Annotated in this window: 12 protein-coding genes and 3 pseudogenes; 8 read left to right on the plus strand and 7 right to left on the minus strand. The window is 64.2% G+C overall.

The window, feature by feature from the left end; all coding sequences use genetic code 11:
• The first annotated feature begins 206 nt into the window (after window positions 1-206).
• The 7 genes and pseudogenes from nirB (at window position 207) to CSV86_RS03105 (ending at window position 6654) form a co-directional block, all read left to right on the plus strand.
• A pseudogene (gene nirB / locus CSV86_RS03075) lies at window positions 207-2764 on the plus strand (nitrite reductase large subunit NirB).
• Window positions 2764-3123 carry a nitrite reductase small subunit NirD gene (nirD, locus tag CSV86_RS03080; RefSeq protein ID WP_009407445.1) on the plus strand — a complete coding sequence of 120 codons (360 nt, stop codon included), beginning with the start codon at window positions 2764-2766 and terminating at the stop codon, window positions 3121-3123. Before nirB ends, nirD begins: the two are co-directional and overlap by 1 nt.
• 133 nt (window positions 3124-3256) lie before the next feature.
• Entirely contained in the window at window positions 3257-4189 is a 933-nt protein-coding gene (gene pcaQ, locus CSV86_RS03085) for a pca operon transcription factor PcaQ (protein ID WP_009407447.1), read from the plus strand.
• A gap of 177 nt (window positions 4190-4366) precedes the next feature.
• The gene (bamJ, locus tag CSV86_RS03090; RefSeq protein WP_009407449.1) at window positions 4367-5128 is read left to right on the plus strand and encodes a BamJ family beta-barrel-assembly machinery protein; all 762 of its coding nucleotides are present in this window, start codon (window positions 4367-4369) and stop codon (window positions 5126-5128) included.
• A gap of 275 nt (window positions 5129-5403) precedes the next feature.
• Complete coding sequence (locus CSV86_RS03095; protein ID WP_009407451.1) at window positions 5404-5844, plus strand: YkvA family protein; 441 nt, start codon at window positions 5404-5406, stop codon at window positions 5842-5844.
• A 100-nt stretch (window positions 5845-5944) separates the two neighbouring features.
• A complete protein-coding gene (locus tag CSV86_RS03100; RefSeq protein ID WP_037062307.1) occupies window positions 5945-6289 on the plus strand; it encodes a helix-turn-helix domain-containing protein in 345 nt (114 codons plus the stop codon).
• On the plus strand, window positions 6286-6654 hold the full coding sequence (locus tag CSV86_RS03105; RefSeq protein WP_009407455.1) for a hypothetical protein: 369 nt from the start codon (window positions 6286-6288) through the stop codon (window positions 6652-6654). The genes CSV86_RS03100 and CSV86_RS03105 overlap by 4 nt, the downstream gene beginning before the upstream one ends.
• 109 nt (window positions 6655-6763) lie before the next feature.
• Here CSV86_RS03105 and CSV86_RS03110 read toward each other — a convergent pair.
• Window positions 6764-8520: pseudogene (locus tag CSV86_RS03110) on the minus strand (bifunctional diguanylate cyclase/phosphodiesterase).
• A gap of 133 nt (window positions 8521-8653) precedes the next feature.
• Window positions 8654-10755 (minus strand): annotated as a pseudogene (locus CSV86_RS03115) (carboxy terminal-processing peptidase).
• 138 nt (window positions 10756-10893) lie between these two features.
• Between CSV86_RS03115 and CSV86_RS03120 the strand changes: the two are divergent.
• A complete protein-coding gene (locus CSV86_RS03120; protein WP_009407461.1) occupies window positions 10894-11856 on the plus strand; it encodes an NAD(P)H-quinone oxidoreductase in 963 nt (320 codons plus the stop codon).
• A gap of 85 nt (window positions 11857-11941) precedes the next feature.
• Here CSV86_RS03120 and CSV86_RS03125 read toward each other — a convergent pair whose 3' ends face one another.
• The 5 genes from CSV86_RS03125 to CSV86_RS03145 are packed head-to-tail and all read right to left on the minus strand — an operon-like array spanning window position 11942 to window position 16038.
• Window positions 11942-12595, minus strand: coding sequence for an HAD family hydrolase (locus CSV86_RS03125; protein WP_009407463.1), 654 nt, complete (start codon window positions 12593-12595; stop codon window positions 11942-11944).
• A 22-nt stretch (window positions 12596-12617) separates the two neighbouring features.
• A complete protein-coding gene (locus tag CSV86_RS03130) occupies window positions 12618-13607 on the minus strand; it encodes an ABC transporter ATP-binding protein (RefSeq protein ID WP_009407465.1) in 990 nt (329 codons plus the stop codon).
• Window position 13608: 1 nt separating this feature from the next.
• On the minus strand, window positions 13609-14406 hold the full coding sequence (locus tag CSV86_RS03135) for an ABC transporter permease (RefSeq protein WP_009407467.1): 798 nt from the start codon (window positions 14404-14406) through the stop codon (window positions 13609-13611).
• Window positions 14393-15235, minus strand: a complete 843-nt coding sequence (locus CSV86_RS03140) for an ABC transporter permease (RefSeq protein WP_009407469.1) — start codon at window positions 15233-15235, stop codon at window positions 14393-14395. The genes CSV86_RS03135 and CSV86_RS03140 overlap by 14 nt, the downstream gene beginning before the upstream one ends.
• Window positions 15232-16038, minus strand: a complete 807-nt coding sequence (locus CSV86_RS03145) for an alkaline phosphatase family protein (protein WP_009407471.1) — start codon at window positions 16036-16038, stop codon at window positions 15232-15234. Before CSV86_RS03145 ends, CSV86_RS03140 begins: the two co-directional genes overlap by 4 nt.
• Between the last annotated feature and the right edge of the window lie 120 nt (window positions 16039-16158).

The following is a 16158-nucleotide window of genomic DNA, read 5'->3' on the forward strand; positions in this document are numbered from 1 at the left end:
AAACCCTGAAATCCCCGGAAATCAGGCCCTGCCAGCACTTGGCACAGTCCCTGCTTTTACCTTGTTACAACGTCCTGGGTGGTCAACGTCGATCACCGCACCGGACCACAACGATCAAGACCAGGCAAAGGCGCCTGGAGCTTCGGCTCCAGGCGCCTTTTTTTGTGTTTTTTCCGGGGCACGCCCCGCACCGTGAGGAACCGCGCATGAACGCTTTCGCGTCCATCCAACAACGAGAAAAGCTGGTTATCGTCGGCAACGGCATGGTTGGCCATCACTGCGTCGAGCAATTGATCGAACGCGGCGCCCTGGGGCGTTTCGAGGTGCGGGTATTCGGCGAGGAGCGCCAGCGCGCCTATGACCGCGTGCACCTGTCCGAATACTTCGGCGGCAGCGACGCCGAAGCCCTGGCCCTGGGCGACGCCGGCCTGTACGCCGAACACGGTGTGGCCCTGCATCTGCACGAGGCCGTGCTGGAAGTGGACCGCGAGCGCCGCGAAGTGGTGACCAGCGCCGGCCGTTATGCCTACGACCGTCTGATCCTCGCTACCGGGTCCTATCCCTTCGTCCCGCCGATCGAGGGTTCCGAAGGCGCGGCGCGCCTGGTCTATCGCACCCTCGATGACCTCGACAACATCCGTGCCGCCGCCGCCAGCGCCCGGCGCGGGTGGTGGTCGGCGGTGGCCTGCTTGGCCTGGAAGCGGCCAACGCCCTCAAGTCCCTCGGCCTGGAAGCCCATGTGGTGGAATTCGCCCCGCGCCTGATGCCGGTGCAACTGGACGCTGAAGGCGGAGCGGCGCTGCGTGCGCGGATCGAGGCACTTGGGGTCGGTGTGCACCTGTCCCGCGCCACCCAGGCCATCGTTGCAGGCGAGGAGTACCGCTACCGGATGAACTTCGACGGCGGCGAGTTCCTCGAAACCGACCTGATCGTGTTCTCCGCCGGTATCCGCCCCCAGGACGCCCTGGCCCGCGCCTGCGGTCTGGACGTAGCCCCCCGTGGCGGCGTGGTGATCGATGGCGAGTGCCGCAGCAGCGATCCGCAGATCTACGCCATCGGCGAATGCGCGTCGTGGAATGGCAGCGTATTCGGCCTGGTCGCCCCGGGCTACAACATGGCGCGCAACCTGGCGGCGGCCCTGGCCGGGCAACCTTCGGCTGCCTTCGCTGGCGCCGATATGTCGACCAAGCTCAAGCTGCTTGGCGTCGATGTCGGTTCCATCGGCGATGCCCACGGCGCCACCCCGGGCTCGCGCAGCTACCGCTTCATCGACGAGGGCGGCAGCAGCTATCGCCGGCTGGTGCTGGATGCCAGCGGCAAGCGGGTGATCGGCGCAGTGCTGGTGGGTGACAACAGCTACTACGACACCCTGCTGCAATACGCCCAGAACGGCATCGCCGTACCCGCCGATCCTTCGGCGCTGATCCTCCCGCAATCCTCCGGTGCCCCCGCCTTGGGCGCCGATGCCCTGCCGGACAGTGCGACCATCTGCTCCTGCCACAACGTCAGCAAGGGGGCGATCTGCGCCGCCATCGACAGCGGCTGCGGCGACCTCGCGGCGGTCAAGGGCTGCACCAAGGCGGCCAGCGGTTGCGGCGGCTGCGCGGCCTTGCTCAAGCAGGTCTTCGAGCATGAACTGACGGCGCGCGGCGTGGCCGTGGACAAGAGCCTTTGCGAACACTTCGCCTATACCCGCCAGGAGCTTTATGCACTGGTGCGGGTGGAAGGCATCCGCGATTTCGACGAACTGCTCGCCCGCCACGGCAAGGGTCACCTGGGCTGCGACATCTGCAAACCCACGGTCGGCTCGATCCTCGCTTCGTGCTGGAACCAGCCGATCATGGACCCGGCGCTGGTGCCGCTGCAGGACACCAACGACACCTTCATGGCCAACATGCAGAAGAACGGCACCTACTCGGTGGTGCCGCGCATCCCTGGCGGCGAGATCACCCCGGACAAGCTGATCGTGATCGGCGAGGTGGCGAAGAAATACGATCTCTACACCAAGATCACCGGCGGCCAGCGCATCGACCTGTTCGGCGCGCAACTGCACGAACTGCCGCTGATCTGGGAAGAACTGATTGCCGCCGGCTTCGAGACCGGGCATGCCTATGGCAAGTCGACGCGCACGGTGAAGTCCTGCGTGGGCAGCACCTGGTGCCGCTATGGCGTGCAGGACAGCGTGAAGATGGCCCTGCACCTGGAAGACCGCTACAAGGGCCTGCGTTCGCCGCACAAACTCAAGTTCGCCGTGTCCGGCTGCACCCGCGAATGCGCCGAGGCGCAGAGCAAGGACATCGGCGTGATCGCTACCGAAAAGGGCTGGAACCTGTATGTCTGCGGTAATGGCGGCATGCGCCCGCGTCATGCCGAACTGTTCGCCACCGACCTGGATGACGCCACGCTGGTGCGGCTGATCGATCGCTTGCTGATGTTCTACATCCGCACCGCCGACAAGCTGCAGCGCACGTCGGTCTGGCGCGAGAACCTGGAGGGCGGGCTGGACTACCTCAAGCAGGTGATCCTCGACGACAGCCTGGGCCTGGCGGCCGAACTGGAAGCGCAGATGCAGCACGTGGTCGATCGTTATGAGTGCGAATGGGCAAACGCCCTCAAGGACCCGGAAAAGCTCAAGCGTTTCCGTACCTTCGTCAACGACCAGCGGGCCGACCCGGACGTGCACTTCGTCCGCGAACGCGGGCAGCGCCGGCCGATTGCCGCTGCCGAGCTGCACCTGATTCCCGTCACCGAGGAGGTGCTCTGATGAGCCAGACGAATGCTGTTGTTAACTCGCCGGTCGAATGGACGCCGGTCTGTGCCGAAACCGACCTGGTTGCACGTTCCGGGGTAGTGGTCTGGCACCAGGGCGCGCAGGTCGCGCTGTTCTATGTGCCGGGAGCCGAGACCGAGCTGCATGCACTGGACAACCACGATCCGGTTTCCGGGGCCAATGTGATCGGACGGGGGCTGATCGGCAGCCTGAAGGGCGAGCTGGTGGTGGCTTCGCCGTTGTACAAGCAGCATTTCTGCTTGCGCGATGGGCGCTGCCTGGAGGATGAACAACAGGCTTTGCGGGTGTGGCCGGTACGGGTGAATGAGGGGCGGGTGGAAATCGCGGGCTGACATGTAACCGGGTTGCCCCACAGGTACAGCGGTGCTCTCGGGAACACTGGTGAACCTGTGGGAGCTGGCTTGCCAGCGATAGGGCCCTCAAACCCGGCACAAAAATGTCAGGACACAGATACACTCCCACCTCATGAACCTCGACACCCGCATCAAATTCCGCCACCTCCTGTGCTTTCTCGAAATCGCCCGCCAGGGCAGTTTCGCCAAGGCCGCAGATGCCGTGGCCATCACCCAGCCGGCGATTTCCAAGACCCTCAAGGAACTCGAAGACCTGCTCCAGACCCGCCTGTTCGAACGCGGCCGCCAGGGCGTCGAGCTGACCCCGGCCGGCGTGCGTTTCATGCGCTACGCAGGGCCTTGCGTGCAGGCCCTGCGCGAAGGCGTCAGCAGCCTGCGCGGCGAAGAGCACGCGCCGCCGCAGGTCAGGGTCGGCGTGTTGTCCACTGTCGAAAGCCTGCTCATGCCTGAGGTCATCCGCCGCCTGCACCAGCGCCATGCGGCCTTGGTAGTCAGCGTCGCCACCGGCCCCAGTGCCCATCTGCTGGCGCAGTTGCACGTGGGCGAACTGGACCTGGTGATCGGCCGCATGACCGACAGCCCGCAGATCCAGGGCCTGCTGTTCGAACACTTGTACAGCGAGTCGATGTCGCTGGTGGTGCGTCCGGGCCATCCTTTGCTGGCCAGCGACCCGCTGGAGCGCGCGCGCCTTGCCGACTACCCGCTGGTACTGCCGCTGGCCGGCACCACGATCCGCAAGCATGCCGACAGCCTGTTCGTGCAATGCGCCATCGAGCAGCCGCGCCAGCGTCTGGAAACCCTGTCCCCGGCCCTGAGCCGGCGTTATGTGCAGGGCAGCGATGCGGTCTGGGTCGCGCCCCGGGATGCGGTGCGGGTCGATCTCGACCGCGGCGAGCTGCACGAGCTCGACCTGGGCGTCAGCGAACCCGGTGGTTCCGTGGGGATTTGCAGCAACGCGGCCTTGCCCGCCACGCTGCCGGCGCAATGGCTATGTGAAGTGTTGCGCGAAGTTGCAGCACAATACCGGGACGGCGACTACCCGTGAGGCCGGCTGCGACGCGCCTGCTGGCCTGGTGCCGCGCGGTTGCATGAAGAACTGTTCATGGTCCTGAACTTCCGGGGCTTTTCTCGTTCCTATTGCCGGTAGCCATTGGTCGTGGCCGCCTGATATTCTCGCGGCTTTACCCCGATTGCCCCTTTGGCGCATGAACAAGGAAATAGCATGAAACAGCATCGGTTGGCGGCTGCGGTTGCCCTGGTTAGCCTGGTCCTGGCGGGTTGCGATTCGCAGACCAGCGTCGAGCTGAAAACCCCGGCACAGAAAGCCTCCTACGGTATTGGCCTGAACATGGGCAAGAGCCTGGCCCAGGAAGGCATGGACGACCTCGATTCCAAGGCCGTTGCCCAGGGCATCGAAGATGCCATCGGCAAGAAAGAGCAACGCCTGAAGGACGACGAGCTGATCGAAGCCTTCGCCGCGCTGCAGAAGCGTGCCGAAGAGCGCCTGGCCAAGCAGGGCGAAGAGTCCGCTGCCGCAGGCAAGAAATTCCTCGAGGAAAACGGCAAGAAGCCGGGTGTGGTCACCACCGCTTCCGGCCTGCAGTACGAAGTCGTGAAGAAAGCCGACGGCGCCCAGCCCAAGCCTACCGACGTGGTTACCGTCCATTACGAAGGCAAGCTGATCGACGGCAAGGTCTTCGACAGCTCGGTCGAGCGCGGTGCGCCGATCGACCTGCCGGTCAGCGGCGTGATCCCGGGCTGGGTCGAAGGCCTGCAACTGATGCACGTGGGCGAGAAGGTCAAGCTGTTCATCCCGGCTGAACTGGCCTACGGCGCCCAGAGCCCGAGCCCGATGATCCCGGCCAACTCGGTGCTGGTCTTCGATCTGGAACTGCTGGGCATCAAGGACGCTTCCAAGCTGGAAGCTCCTGAAGCCGATGCCGCTCCTGAAGCGCCGGCTGCCGACGCTGCTCCAGCCAAGTAATCTGGCTGTCGCTGTTGTCCAACGCCCCGTAGCCTCACGGCTACGGGGCGTTGTCGTTTTTGCCGGAGGGCCGGAGTAGAGTGGTCGGGGCCGCTGTGACCGGGTTCACAAAAAGTTCCGCAAAACGATTGCGCAGTGACACAAGTGTGTAAAAAACGCCCGATCCGACCCCGGCCCTTGTCTGCCGGGAGCCCCGGACCGGAAACGAGGCTCTGTTCACAAGGTTATCCACAATTAATGTGGATAACCTTCCTGCCACCGCTGATGGAGGTCCCATGAAAGCACCGTGGAATTTCACCCGCTTCCTGCCCCTCGCCGAGCGTCTGCTCAGCCGCGGACGCCTGCCGGCGCTGTTGTTCGCCGTGGCGCGCAAAGGCCCGCGGCTGGGGCAACTGAAGGAGGATGTGCGCCTGCTGCAGGCGCTGTGCGTGGCCTGGTGGCGTGGTGAGTACCGGGCGATCAGTCCGAAGGCGCTGGTGACCATCGTCGCCGGACTGCTGTATTTCGTGAGCCCGCTGGACGCGATTCCGGACTGGTTGCTGGGCGTTGGCATGCTCGACGACATCGCCGTGCTCGGCTGGGTGCTGAAGACCGTGAGCGACGAACTGGACGCCTTCCGCGCCTGGCGCCAGCGCCAGGCGCCGGAAAAGCTGCGGGTGGTCGAGCGCTTGCCGGACACGCCCGAAGCGCTGCGTCTGGAGCAAAACCACAGCTGATTACCGCGGCGTGCTGCAATTCCCCGGATGGCTGGTAATATTATTGGCATAACGATTATGCCTACAGATTACATGCGAGAAGTCCGACAAGGGGGTTGTAATGGCTATTCAGGTTATCAGCCGAGATGGTCAACCCGAGTACGCGGTTGTTCCCTGGGATCAATATCAGGCGTTACTCAAGGCGGCAGGGCAACCGGAGGCGGTGTCCGCCGAAGCACAAACCACCACTGAAGCAGCTTCTTCCCCGGCCAGCGTGCCCTCCCTGAGCAGGCTGGCCGTGCTGCGTGAGGCCAAGGGCATTCCTGCCGAGCAACTGGCGCGCAAGGTCGGTATCAGCCCGGCCTACCTGGCGATGATCGAAAGCGGCGAGCGCGTGCCGGATTCGGCGATTCGCCGCAGCCTGGCCTGGGAGCTGGGATTATCCGGCTGGAGCGATCCGTCATGAGCGCCGTACGGATCAGCCGGCAACACTGGGAGGGCTTGCTCGGCGAGCTGGATGTGGCCCGCCGTCAACGCCATCTGCTGACCTACCGCGCGCTGCTGGAGCGTCTGCAACTGCCGAGCCCGGCGATGCAGACCCTCACTGCAGCGCTGGAATACCTGGCGGTGCTGGATGCCCGCGCCGAACAGCCGTTGCGCAGTTCGCTGGTGATCAGCCAGGGGGCGAGCCGCCTGCCACGTACCGGGTTCTTCGAATGCGTGGAGCGGCTGGGACGGTTTTCCGGACCTTCGGACGGCATGGCGGCGGCGTCGTGGCATGCGTCGGAGGTGGTGCGGGTGTTCGAGTATTCCTACCCAGAAGAAGCTTGAGTCTTCGCGGGCCTCATCGCTGGCAAGCCAGCTCCCACAGGGTCAGCGCTGCACGCGGTCACTGTGGGAGCTGGCTTGTCGGACCGCCGCACCGCAGCGATGAGGCCTTTCAGGCCGCCGCAGTATCTATGAGATACACACTGGCCCCTGAACCTCCTTGGCATGATGCTTGGCCTGCGACGCCAGGTCCGCCAGTTGGTCCGCATCCAGTTCGCCGCAGGTTTCCGCACGCAACTGCACCACTCCGATCGACAGCGACAGCAACGGAAACTCCTGGCGCTGCCCGAGCCGGTTGTGGGCAATGAAACATCCCGCCTCCAGGTGCTCGCTGCGGTAGAACCGCCGGCACTGCTGTTCGAAATCCGCCAGCAATACATCCAGGCGCTGCTGCCAATCCTGCGAACTCAAGACCAGCATGAAATCGTCGCCACCGATGTGCCCGACGAAGTCCCGGCTCGGGTCGACCCGTTCGTTCAGGCACTGCGCCAGGCATAGCAACACTTCGTCACCGCGGGCGTAGCCGTAGATATCGTTGAACGGTTTGAAACTGTCGATATCGACATAGCAGATCGCCGCCTGGCGCCGCTGTTGCAGCAACCGCGCCAGGCATTGCTGGATCGGCACGTTGCCCGGCAGCAGGGTCAGCGGGTTGGCGTAGCGGGCCTGCTGGATCTTCTGCTCGGTGATCAGTTTCAGCACGTCGATGACCCGCCCCAGGCCGACATAGCGTCCCTGGTCGGTGATGATGAAGTCTTCCTCGATACGCTGCCGCGCGCGGCTGGTGAGCAGGCGGCTGACACTTTGCAGCGACTGGCCCAGCTCTACCGCAAGGAAATCCTCGCTCATCAGCCGGCTGACCGGCTTGCGCGCGAAGAGTTCGGTGGCGAAGGGCTTGAGCAGGGCATCGGAGAGCGAATAGCGGTGGACGATGCCACAAGGTCGCTGCTGCTCGTCGAGCACCGCCAGCGAGTTGAGGTTGGCCTGTCGGCGGAACGCTTCCAGCACCAACGGCGTCGCGGTATCGCGGGTGACGGCCGGTTGGTCGATAAGGAGTGCGCCGAGATCGGAGGCTTCGTCGCCAAGCACCGGCAGGCTGTTCAGCATCGAACCGGGAAGCAGCAGCGTGACGTCCTTCGGCGGATGCTCCTGGGGCCGGCAGACTAGGTAACCCTGGACCAGGTCCACGCCCATCTCGGTCAGCACCGCCAGTTCCTCGGGCAGTTCGATGCCCTCGGCAACCACCTTGGCCCGCGATGCCTTGGCGATCTGCAGGATGGACCCGACGAACTCGCGCTTTACCGCATCCAGATGAATGCCGTCGATGAAATGGCGATCGATCTTCACGTAGTCCGGACGCAGTTCCGACCACAGGCGCAGGCTCGAATAGCCGGCGCCGAGGTCATCCAGGGCAATGGAGAATCCCATGTCGCGGTAGTGGTGCAGGGCGTTGTAAAGCAGTTGGAAATCGTCGGTCGGGGTCTGTTCGGTAAGTTCGATGACCACCCGGCTCGCCGGGATTCCAAGGTTCTGCAGCAACTTCAGGGTCAGCCCGGACTGGTACTGCGGTTCGAGCAGCGACTCGGGAGAGACGTTCAGGAACAGCTTGCCTTCCAGTTTCTGCTGGCTGAAACGCCGACAGGCACTTTCCCGGCAGGCGATCTCCAGCTCGGTCAGGCGCCCGGCATGACGGGCCACCGCGAACAGGTTGATCGGTGAATGCAAGGGGCTGTTGGACGGGCCGCGGCTCAGGGCTTCGTAACCCAGGATGCGCCGTTCGGAAAGGCAGACGATGGGCTGGAACAGGCTGTGCAAGCCGCCTTGAGTCAGGATGGAACTCAATGCGCTGAGCTGTTCGGTCATGGTCATCTCGCTGCTACCTTGAAAAAAAGGGACTGGGCGCCGATAGCGCTCAGTCCCTTATTTCACGACAGTTTGATGACTGTTTAATGACGCAATGCTACTCGATCATGGTATTTCGCCATTATCGATTAGCCTTTCTTCAGTGTTTCGCCACCGAGGCGTTGAGGCTCAGGTAGTCCAGCAGGATACGCCCGGTTTCGCTGAGGTAGGCGTCGTCTTCCGGTTTGCTGTCGTCCGGCTCGGCGGGGATCGCATCCTCGTCTTCCTTCTTCAGCTCCTTGAGCGGTTCTTCGCCCTTGGCCTTGCGCCGGGTGTTTTCCAGGGCCAGTTGCTGGTTCTCGATAGCGGTGTGCTTGGCGCGGCGTTCTTCCTCGTTGAGGCTGACGGTCTTCTCGCTCATCAGCTTCTGGGTCAGGGCCAGGCGGTCACGGATGTAGACGAACTCGGCGTCCTTGGCGCTGCGGGCGTCATGGCGAGCCTTGAGCTGGGCCAGGAACGGCTTGAACGGATCGCTGGTCGGCTTGATCGCGGCGCGGATGGTGTCCCAGGGCATGGCCTCGGGCAGTGCGCTTTCGCCGATTTCCTTGGTGTCGATGATCGACGGGTAATCGATGTCGGGCAGTACGCCTTGATGCTGGGTGCTCTGGCCGGAAACCCGGTAGAACTTGGCCATGGTGACCTTGAGCTCGCCGTGATTGAGCGGTTCGAGGTTCTGCACGGTGCCCTTGCCGAAGGTCTGGCCACCGATGATCAGGGCCCGGTGGTAGTCCTGCATGGCGCCGGCAAAGATTTCCGACGCCGAGGCCGACAGGCGATTGACCAGCACCGCCAGCGGGCCACGGTAGAAGGCGCCGGTGGGGTTCTGGTCCTCGAGCACGGCCAGGCGGCCATCGGCGCTGCGGATCAGCACGGTCGGACCACTGTCGATGAACAGGCTGGTCAGCTCCTGGGCTTCCTGCAGCGAACCGCCGCCGTTGTTGCGCAGGTCGATCACCACGCCGTCGACGTTGTCTTTCTTCAGCTCGCCGAGCAGTTTCTTCACGTCCCGCGTGGTGCTCTTGTACTCGGCGTCGCCGGCACGCATGGCCTTGAAGTCCTGGTAGAAGGCCGGCAGTTCGATGATGCCGATCTTGTAGGTGTGGCCGTCCTGCTTGAGCTCCAGCACGGATTTCTTCGCCGCCTGCTCTTCGAGCTTCACCGCTTCGCGGGTGATGGTGACGATCTTGCTGGTCTGGTCGTTCGGCGCGTTGCTCGCCGGAATCACCTCGAGCCGCACCACCGAACCTTTCGGGCCACGGATCTTCTTGACCACTTCATCCAGGCGCCAGCCGATCACGTCGACCATCTCGCCGTCGCCCTGGGCAACCCCGACGATCTTGTCGGCAGGCGCGACCTGCTTGGTCTTGGCGGCCGGGCCGGCGGGTACCAGGCGGACGATCTTGACCTGGTCGTTATCGCTCTGCAGGACGGCGCCGATGCCTTCCAGCGACAGGCTCATGTTGATGTCGAAGTTTTCCGCGTTATCCGGCGACAGGTAGTTGGTGTGCGGGTCGTAGGACTGGGCGAAGGTATTGATGTAGGCCTGGAAGATATCTTCCGAGCGGGTCTGCCCCAGGCGCGCCAGCTGGTTCTTGTAGCGCTTGACCAGCAGTTCCTGGATGGCCTTGGGTTCCTTGCCGGCGATCTTCAGGCGCAGGACCTCGTCCTTCAGGCGTTTGCGCCAGAGGTCGTCCAGCTCGGCACCGGTCTTGATCCAGGGGCGTCCTTGCGGTCAACCAGCAGGGTTTCGTGGGTGGTGAAGTCGATCTTGTCGACGCCCTTGTCCAGCTCGGCCAGGGTGAAGTCCAGACGCGACTTCACCCGGTCCAGGTAGCGCTTGTAGATATCGAAGCCGGGTTCGAGGTTGCCGCTCTTGAGGAAATCGTCGAACTGGGTCTTCCACTTGTCGAATTCGGCGATATCGCTGGCGAGGAAGTAGCTGCGTGCCGGATCCAGCAGCTTGAGGTAGCTGTCGTAGATGATCACCGAGCGGGCGTCGTCCAGCGGCGGCTTGCTGTAGTGACGACGCTTGAGCAGCTCGACGATGTTGACGCTCGCCATCGCCTGGTCGCGGTCGGGCTGAAGCGAGTCCCAGCTGTTGGCCGCCGGGGCGGTGGCAGCAGCCAGGGCATGATCTGCCAGCGGCAGGTTGCCAAGGCCGATCAGCAAGGCGAGGGCGGTGCTGGAGAAGAAGTGCTTCATGCCGATTCGACGCAGGGGCAATTGATAACGCATAGTGGGCCGTCTTTGATTCGCCGGCTCCAAAGAGCCGGGCGCAGAATGCAAAAAGCCTGGAGCTAGCAGCTCCAGGCCCCGTCTGACATCAACTATGGAGGCACTGTGAAGGCATTGCAAGGCGTTGAAGGCCATGTGGAGTGGGTTGAGGCGACAAGTCCAACCTGCGATGTAGGTCAAGTGCGAATCCGGGTTGCCGCCGCGGGCCTCAACCGTGCCGACCTGTTGCAGCGTGCCGGGCTTTATCCGCCGCCGCCCGGGGCCAGCGAGTACCTTGGCCTGGAGTGCTCCGGGGTGATTACCGAGGTGGGGGCCGGGGCGTCCTGGCAGGTGGGTGACCGGGTCTGTGCGCTGCTGGCCGGCGGCGGGATGGCCGAGGAAGTGGTGGTCGATGCGCGCCATGTGCTGCCGGTGCCGGAAGGCCTGAGCCTGCACGAGGCTGCCGCGATTCCCGAAGTGTATGCCACGGCCTGGCTCAACCTGTTCCAGCTCGGAGGCCTGCGCCCGGGCGAGAAGGTGCTGTTGCATGCCGGTGCCAGCGGTGTGGGCTCGGCGGCGATCCAGTTGTGCAAGGCGTTCGGCAGCCCGTGCTGGGTCAGTGTCGGCTCCGCCGATCGCCTGGCCTATTGCGAAAGCCTGGGCGCCATCGGCGGTGTGGTGCGCGGCGTCGATCTCGAGGCACTGAACGACTTCGCGCCCTTCGATGTAGTGCTCGATCCGGTGGGCGCCAGCTACACCGAGCTGAACCTGAAGGTGCTGGGCCGCGACGGGCGCTGGGTGATCATCGGCCTGATGGGTGGACGCGAGGCGAATCTGGACCTGGCCCAGGTGCTGGGCAAGCGTATCCAACTGACCGGCTCGACCTTGCGCAACCGCAGTGACCAGTTCAAGGCCGACCTGCTCAGCGATCTGCACCAGCAGGTGTGGCCGCTGTTCACCGAAGGGCGCCTGAAACCGCAGTTGGTGGGCAGTTATCCGGTGGCGGATGCCCAGGCGGCGTTCGAGGAACTGGCGGGGAACCAGGTTTCCGGGAAGCTGGTGCTGGTGGTTGATCCGAGCCTTGTATGATTTTGAGGGCCTCATCGCTGGCAAGCCAGCTCCCACAAGGTGTGGGAGCTGGCTTGCCAGCGATGAGGCCCTCAAGAACTAAGCATCAGCTCCAGGCCAGAATCGGCCAGCCATTCTTCTCGGCGTGCTCGCGCAGCACTGGATCCGGATTCACCACATGCGGGTGGTCCACCTTCAGCAGCAGCGGCAGATCATTGCGCGAGTCCGAATAGAAACTCGCCCCCTCCAGGTTCTCCTCTTCCTGATCCAGCCACTCCAGCAGCCGGGTGATCTTGCCTTCCCGGTAGGTCAGCACACCCTGGGTGCGCCCGCTGTACACGCCATTGACTACCTCGAGGTCGATGGCCAGGAACTCATCGATCCCCAGCCGCGCCGCGATCGGACCCACCAGGTGGGTGCCCGAGGCCGAGATCACCAGGATCCGGTCGCCCAGGCGCCGGTGCTCGGCGATCGCCCGGCAGGCATCGCTGAAAATAATCGGCTCGATGACGTCCTCGACCCAGGGTTCGACCAGATGCTCGACTTCCTCCGGCGTGCGGCCGGCCACCGGCTCCAGGCTGAAGGCCATGTAGTCCTCCATCGCCAGGTGGCCCTTGCCGTAGGCCTCCATCAACTCATGGTCGCGACGCAGGAACGACGGGCCATCGACCCAGCCCAGGCGGGCCATCTGCTCGCTCCACAGCGAAGCGCAGTCGCCGTGGATCAGGGTTTCGTCCAGATCGAAGATCGCTAAAGCCATAACGCAAAACTCCCGTGCATCCCTACGCGACTTCGCGCAGGGCAGTTGGATCGATCGACAAGGATACCCGTTGCCCGTCCGGATAGAGATCCGCGGACGAGCGATTGAGCACGTCCACCGACAGCTCGACGCCACGGGCCTCGACCCGGTAGCGGATGATATTGCCGAGCAGGCTGTGGCTGCGCACCTGGCCGTCGAGGGCTCCGTCCAGGCTAAGGGCGATGGCTTCCGGGCGGATCGCCAGGCGGCAGCTCACCGGGCGCTCCAGCAGGCGGCTGGCGCTTTCCGCATCGAGCAGGTTGTAGTTGCCGATGAACCCGGCGGCGAAGGCGTCCACCGGCGCGGTGTAGAGGGTTTCGGCGTCGCCGCTCTGGACGATCCGGCCCTGGTTCATCAGGAAGATGCGGTCCGACAGGGTCAGCGCCTCCTCCTGGTCGTGGGTGACGAACACCGTGGTCAGCCCCAGCTCGCGCTGGATGCTGCGGATCTGCTCGCGCAGGTGCTTGCGAATGCGTGCGTCGAGGGCCGACAGCGGTTCGTCGAGCAGCAGCAGGCGCGGGCGCGTCACCAGCGAGCGGGCCAGGGCCACGCGCTGGCATTGGCCGCCGGACAGCTGGTGCGGATAACGCGCGGCGAAGTCCTGCAACTCGACCATGCGCAGGGCTTCCTCCACCCGCGACCGACTGTCCTGGCTGGCGACCTTCTGCATGCGCAGGCCGAAGGCGACGTTCTGCGCCACGGTCATGTTGGGAAACAGCGCATAGCTCTGGAACACCATGCCGATCCCGCGTTTTTGCGGGCTCAGTGGAACCAGGTCGGTGCCGTCGAGGAGGATCCTGCCGCTGTCCACCGGGGTCAAGCCTGCGATGCAGCGCAGCAGGGTCGACTTGCCGCAGCCGGACGGGCCGAGCAGGGTGATGAATTCGCCGCGGGCGATGTCGAAATTGATGTTCTTGAACACCGGGCTGCCGGCGTAGGTCTTTTCCAGGTTCTGGATGCTGACGAAGCTCATTTCAGGTTTTGTCCTTGTTCAGGCGGTTGGCTGCCCAGGTCAGCACCAGCACGAAGAGGAAGTAGGAAATCACCAGGGCACTGTTGAAGTGGCCGCTGCTGTTGCGCATGTTGTTCAGGTACACCTGCAGGGTTTCGTAGCGGGTACCCACCAGCAGGTTGGCGAAGACGAACTCGCCGAAGAGGAAGGAGAACGACAGCAGCAGGGCGACCATCAGGCCCTTGCGCAGGTTCGGCAGCACCACCAGGAACGCCGCCTGCCAGGTGCTGGCGCCGAGCAGTTGGGCGGCATCCATCAGGTCGCGCAGGTTGATGGCCTGGAGGTTGTTGGTGATTGCCCGGTACATGAACGGCAGGGCCACGGTGAAGTAGCAGCCGATCAGGATCCAGGGCGTGCCGACCATGGCCATCGGCCCGGAGCCATAGAGCTGCAGCAGGCCCACCGAGGACACCACCGGCGGCACCGCGAACGGCAGCAGGATGAGGATGTTCATCAGTCCGTCGAGCCTGGGGAAGTGGTAATGCACGACGAACAGCAGCGGCAGGATCAGCAGCACCGACAGGACCAGGGCGCCGACGCAGACCAGCAGGGACTGGGCGAAAGCGGTGAGGAAGCGCGGATCGCTCCACAGCGCCAGGTACCATTTGAAGGTCAGGCCGCTGGGCAGAAGGCTCGCCGACCAACTGGTGGAAATGGAGTAGAGCAGGGTGCCGGCCAGCGGCAGCAGCAGGACAAGGAACAGGGCCCAGACCACCAGCCGGTGGTAGACGGCACTGCGTGCGGGTTCAGCGCGCGACATGGTAGCTCCTCTTCAGCAGCCATTGATGGACCAGGGTCACCAGGGTCATGAGGCCCACCAGGATGATCGCCAGTGCGCTGGCCAGGTTCGGGTCGAGGGAAATATCGCCGGCCACCAGCGCGGCGATGCGGATCGGCAGGACGTTGAAATTGCCGGTGGTCAGCGCGTACACCGTGGCGTAGGCACCGAGGGCGTTGGCCAGGAGGATGACGAAGGTACCCAGCAGGGCCGGCGTCAGCACCGGCAGGCCGATATGCCGCCAGTACTGCCAGGGACTCGCACCGAGCAGGGCGGCGGACTCGCGCCAGTCTTCGCGCAGGGCGTCGAAGGCCGGGTAGAGCAGCAGTACGCCGAGAGGAATCTGGAAATAGGTATAGAGGATGATCAGCCCGGTCTTGGAATACAGGTTGAAATCCTCGATCAGCCCGGCCTGTTTCAGGGCCAGGGTCAGGGCGCCGTTGAAGCCCAGCAGGATGATGAAGGCGAAGGCCAGCGGCACCCCCGAGAAGTTGCTGGTCATGTTGGCGAAGGCATTGACGAAGTCGCGCAGGCGCGAGTCCACCCGTTGCAACGAATAGCTGCCCAGCACCGCCACCAGGATGCCGAACAGGCTCGACCAGAAGCTGATCTCCAGGCTGTGCTGGATGGCCTGGCGATAGAACTTCGAGCCCAGGATCTTGCTGAAGTTGTCCAGGCCCCAGCCGCTTTCGGCTTGCAGGCTGTGGATCGCCACCCAGGCCAGCGGGGCGATCTGGAAGATGATGAAAAACAGGGCGAAGGGCAGCAGGCACAGCAACGCCAGCCATTTGCCGCGGGAAAACGGATTCACGAGAGCAGCTCCCGGCAAAGCGGTTTGTCGTGGGCCACGCCCAGCAACTGGCAGACGGTGCCGCACAGTTCGGTCTGCAGGGGCTTGGCCGTGGGGTCGAGGCTGAAACCGTCGCCGAACACGAACAGCGGTACTTCCCGTTCCTCCGGGAGCAGGCCATTGTGCGAGCGGTCGTTGTTCATGCCGTGGTCGGCGGTCACCAGCACCTGGTAACCCTCGGCGAGCCAGGTGGCCAGGTAGTCGGCCAGGAGGATATCGGCCGAGCGCGCGCTGTTGCGGTACTGGCTGCTGTCCAGGCCATGACGGTGGCCGGCGTCGTCGATGTTCATCGGGTGGATCAGGAGGAAACCGGGGTCGTGCTTGCGCCGCAGGTATTCGGCATCGGCGAACAGGTGCGAGTCCGGGTAATGGTCGGCGTAGTAGAACAGACCGTGCTGGATCGGCAGCTTCGGCGCGTGGGTATGGCGGTCGCGGACCGGGTCGAAGGGCGTGCGGTTGTACAGCTCGCTGACCCAGTGATAGGCCGCGGCGGCAGTGGGCACGCCGGCTTCACGAGCGTAGTGGAAGATGCTGCGCTGGTTCGACAGGCGCGACACCTGGTTGTGCACGATGCCGCTGTCGATCGGCGCAACGCCGGTGAGGATGCATTCGTACAGCGGCCGGGACAGGGCTGGCAGCTCGCACTCCAGGCGATAGAGGGCGGCGCGGTCGGCTTCGACCCAGGCGTGCAGGTGGCCCATGGCATGGTGCGCGACCTGGTGGTTGAGGCCGTCGAGCAGGACCAGGATGACTTTGTGCTTCATGTAGGGCTCCGGAGGACCGTGTGTGCAGCCTTGCGCGGTCCCTGTGGGAGCGGGTTTACCCGCGATTGCGATAGTGAATCCACCGACGCAATCGCGGCGGTTCGGCGGTCCGATGAACCC

The organism is Pseudomonas bharatica CSV86, assembly GCF_000319305.2.
Classification (GTDB): domain Bacteria; phylum Pseudomonadota; class Gammaproteobacteria; order Pseudomonadales; family Pseudomonadaceae; genus Aquipseudomonas; species Aquipseudomonas bharatica.

Excerpts from the sequence above, each read along its gene's own strand:
- nirD (WP_009407445.1), top strand. The coding sequence starts at position 2,764 with ATGAGCCAGACGAATGCTGTTGTTAACTCGCCGGTCGAATGGACGCCG.
- pcaQ (WP_009407447.1), top strand. The coding sequence starts at position 3,257 with ATGAACCTCGACACCCGCATCAAATTCCGCCACCTCCTGTGCTTTCTC.
- bamJ (WP_009407449.1), top strand. The coding sequence starts at position 4,367 with ATGAAACAGCATCGGTTGGCGGCTGCGGTTGCCCTGGTTAGCCTGGTC.
- CSV86_RS03095 (WP_009407451.1), top strand. The coding sequence starts at position 5,404 with ATGAAAGCACCGTGGAATTTCACCCGCTTCCTGCCCCTCGCCGAGCGT.
- CSV86_RS03100 (WP_037062307.1), top strand. The coding sequence starts at position 5,945 with ATGGCTATTCAGGTTATCAGCCGAGATGGTCAACCCGAGTACGCGGTT.
- CSV86_RS03105 (WP_009407455.1), top strand. The coding sequence starts at position 6,286 with ATGAGCGCCGTACGGATCAGCCGGCAACACTGGGAGGGCTTGCTCGGC.
- CSV86_RS03125 (WP_009407463.1), bottom strand. The coding sequence starts at position 12,595 with ATGGCTTTAGCGATCTTCGATCTGGACGAAACCCTGATCCACGGCGAC.
- CSV86_RS03130 (WP_009407465.1), bottom strand. The coding sequence starts at position 13,607 with ATGAGCTTCGTCAGCATCCAGAACCTGGAAAAGACCTACGCCGGCAGC.
- CSV86_RS03135 (WP_009407467.1), bottom strand. The coding sequence starts at position 14,406 with ATGTCGCGCGCTGAACCCGCACGCAGTGCCGTCTACCACCGGCTGGTG.
- CSV86_RS03145 (WP_009407471.1), bottom strand. The coding sequence starts at position 16,038 with ATGAAGCACAAAGTCATCCTGGTCCTGCTCGACGGCCTCAACCACCAG.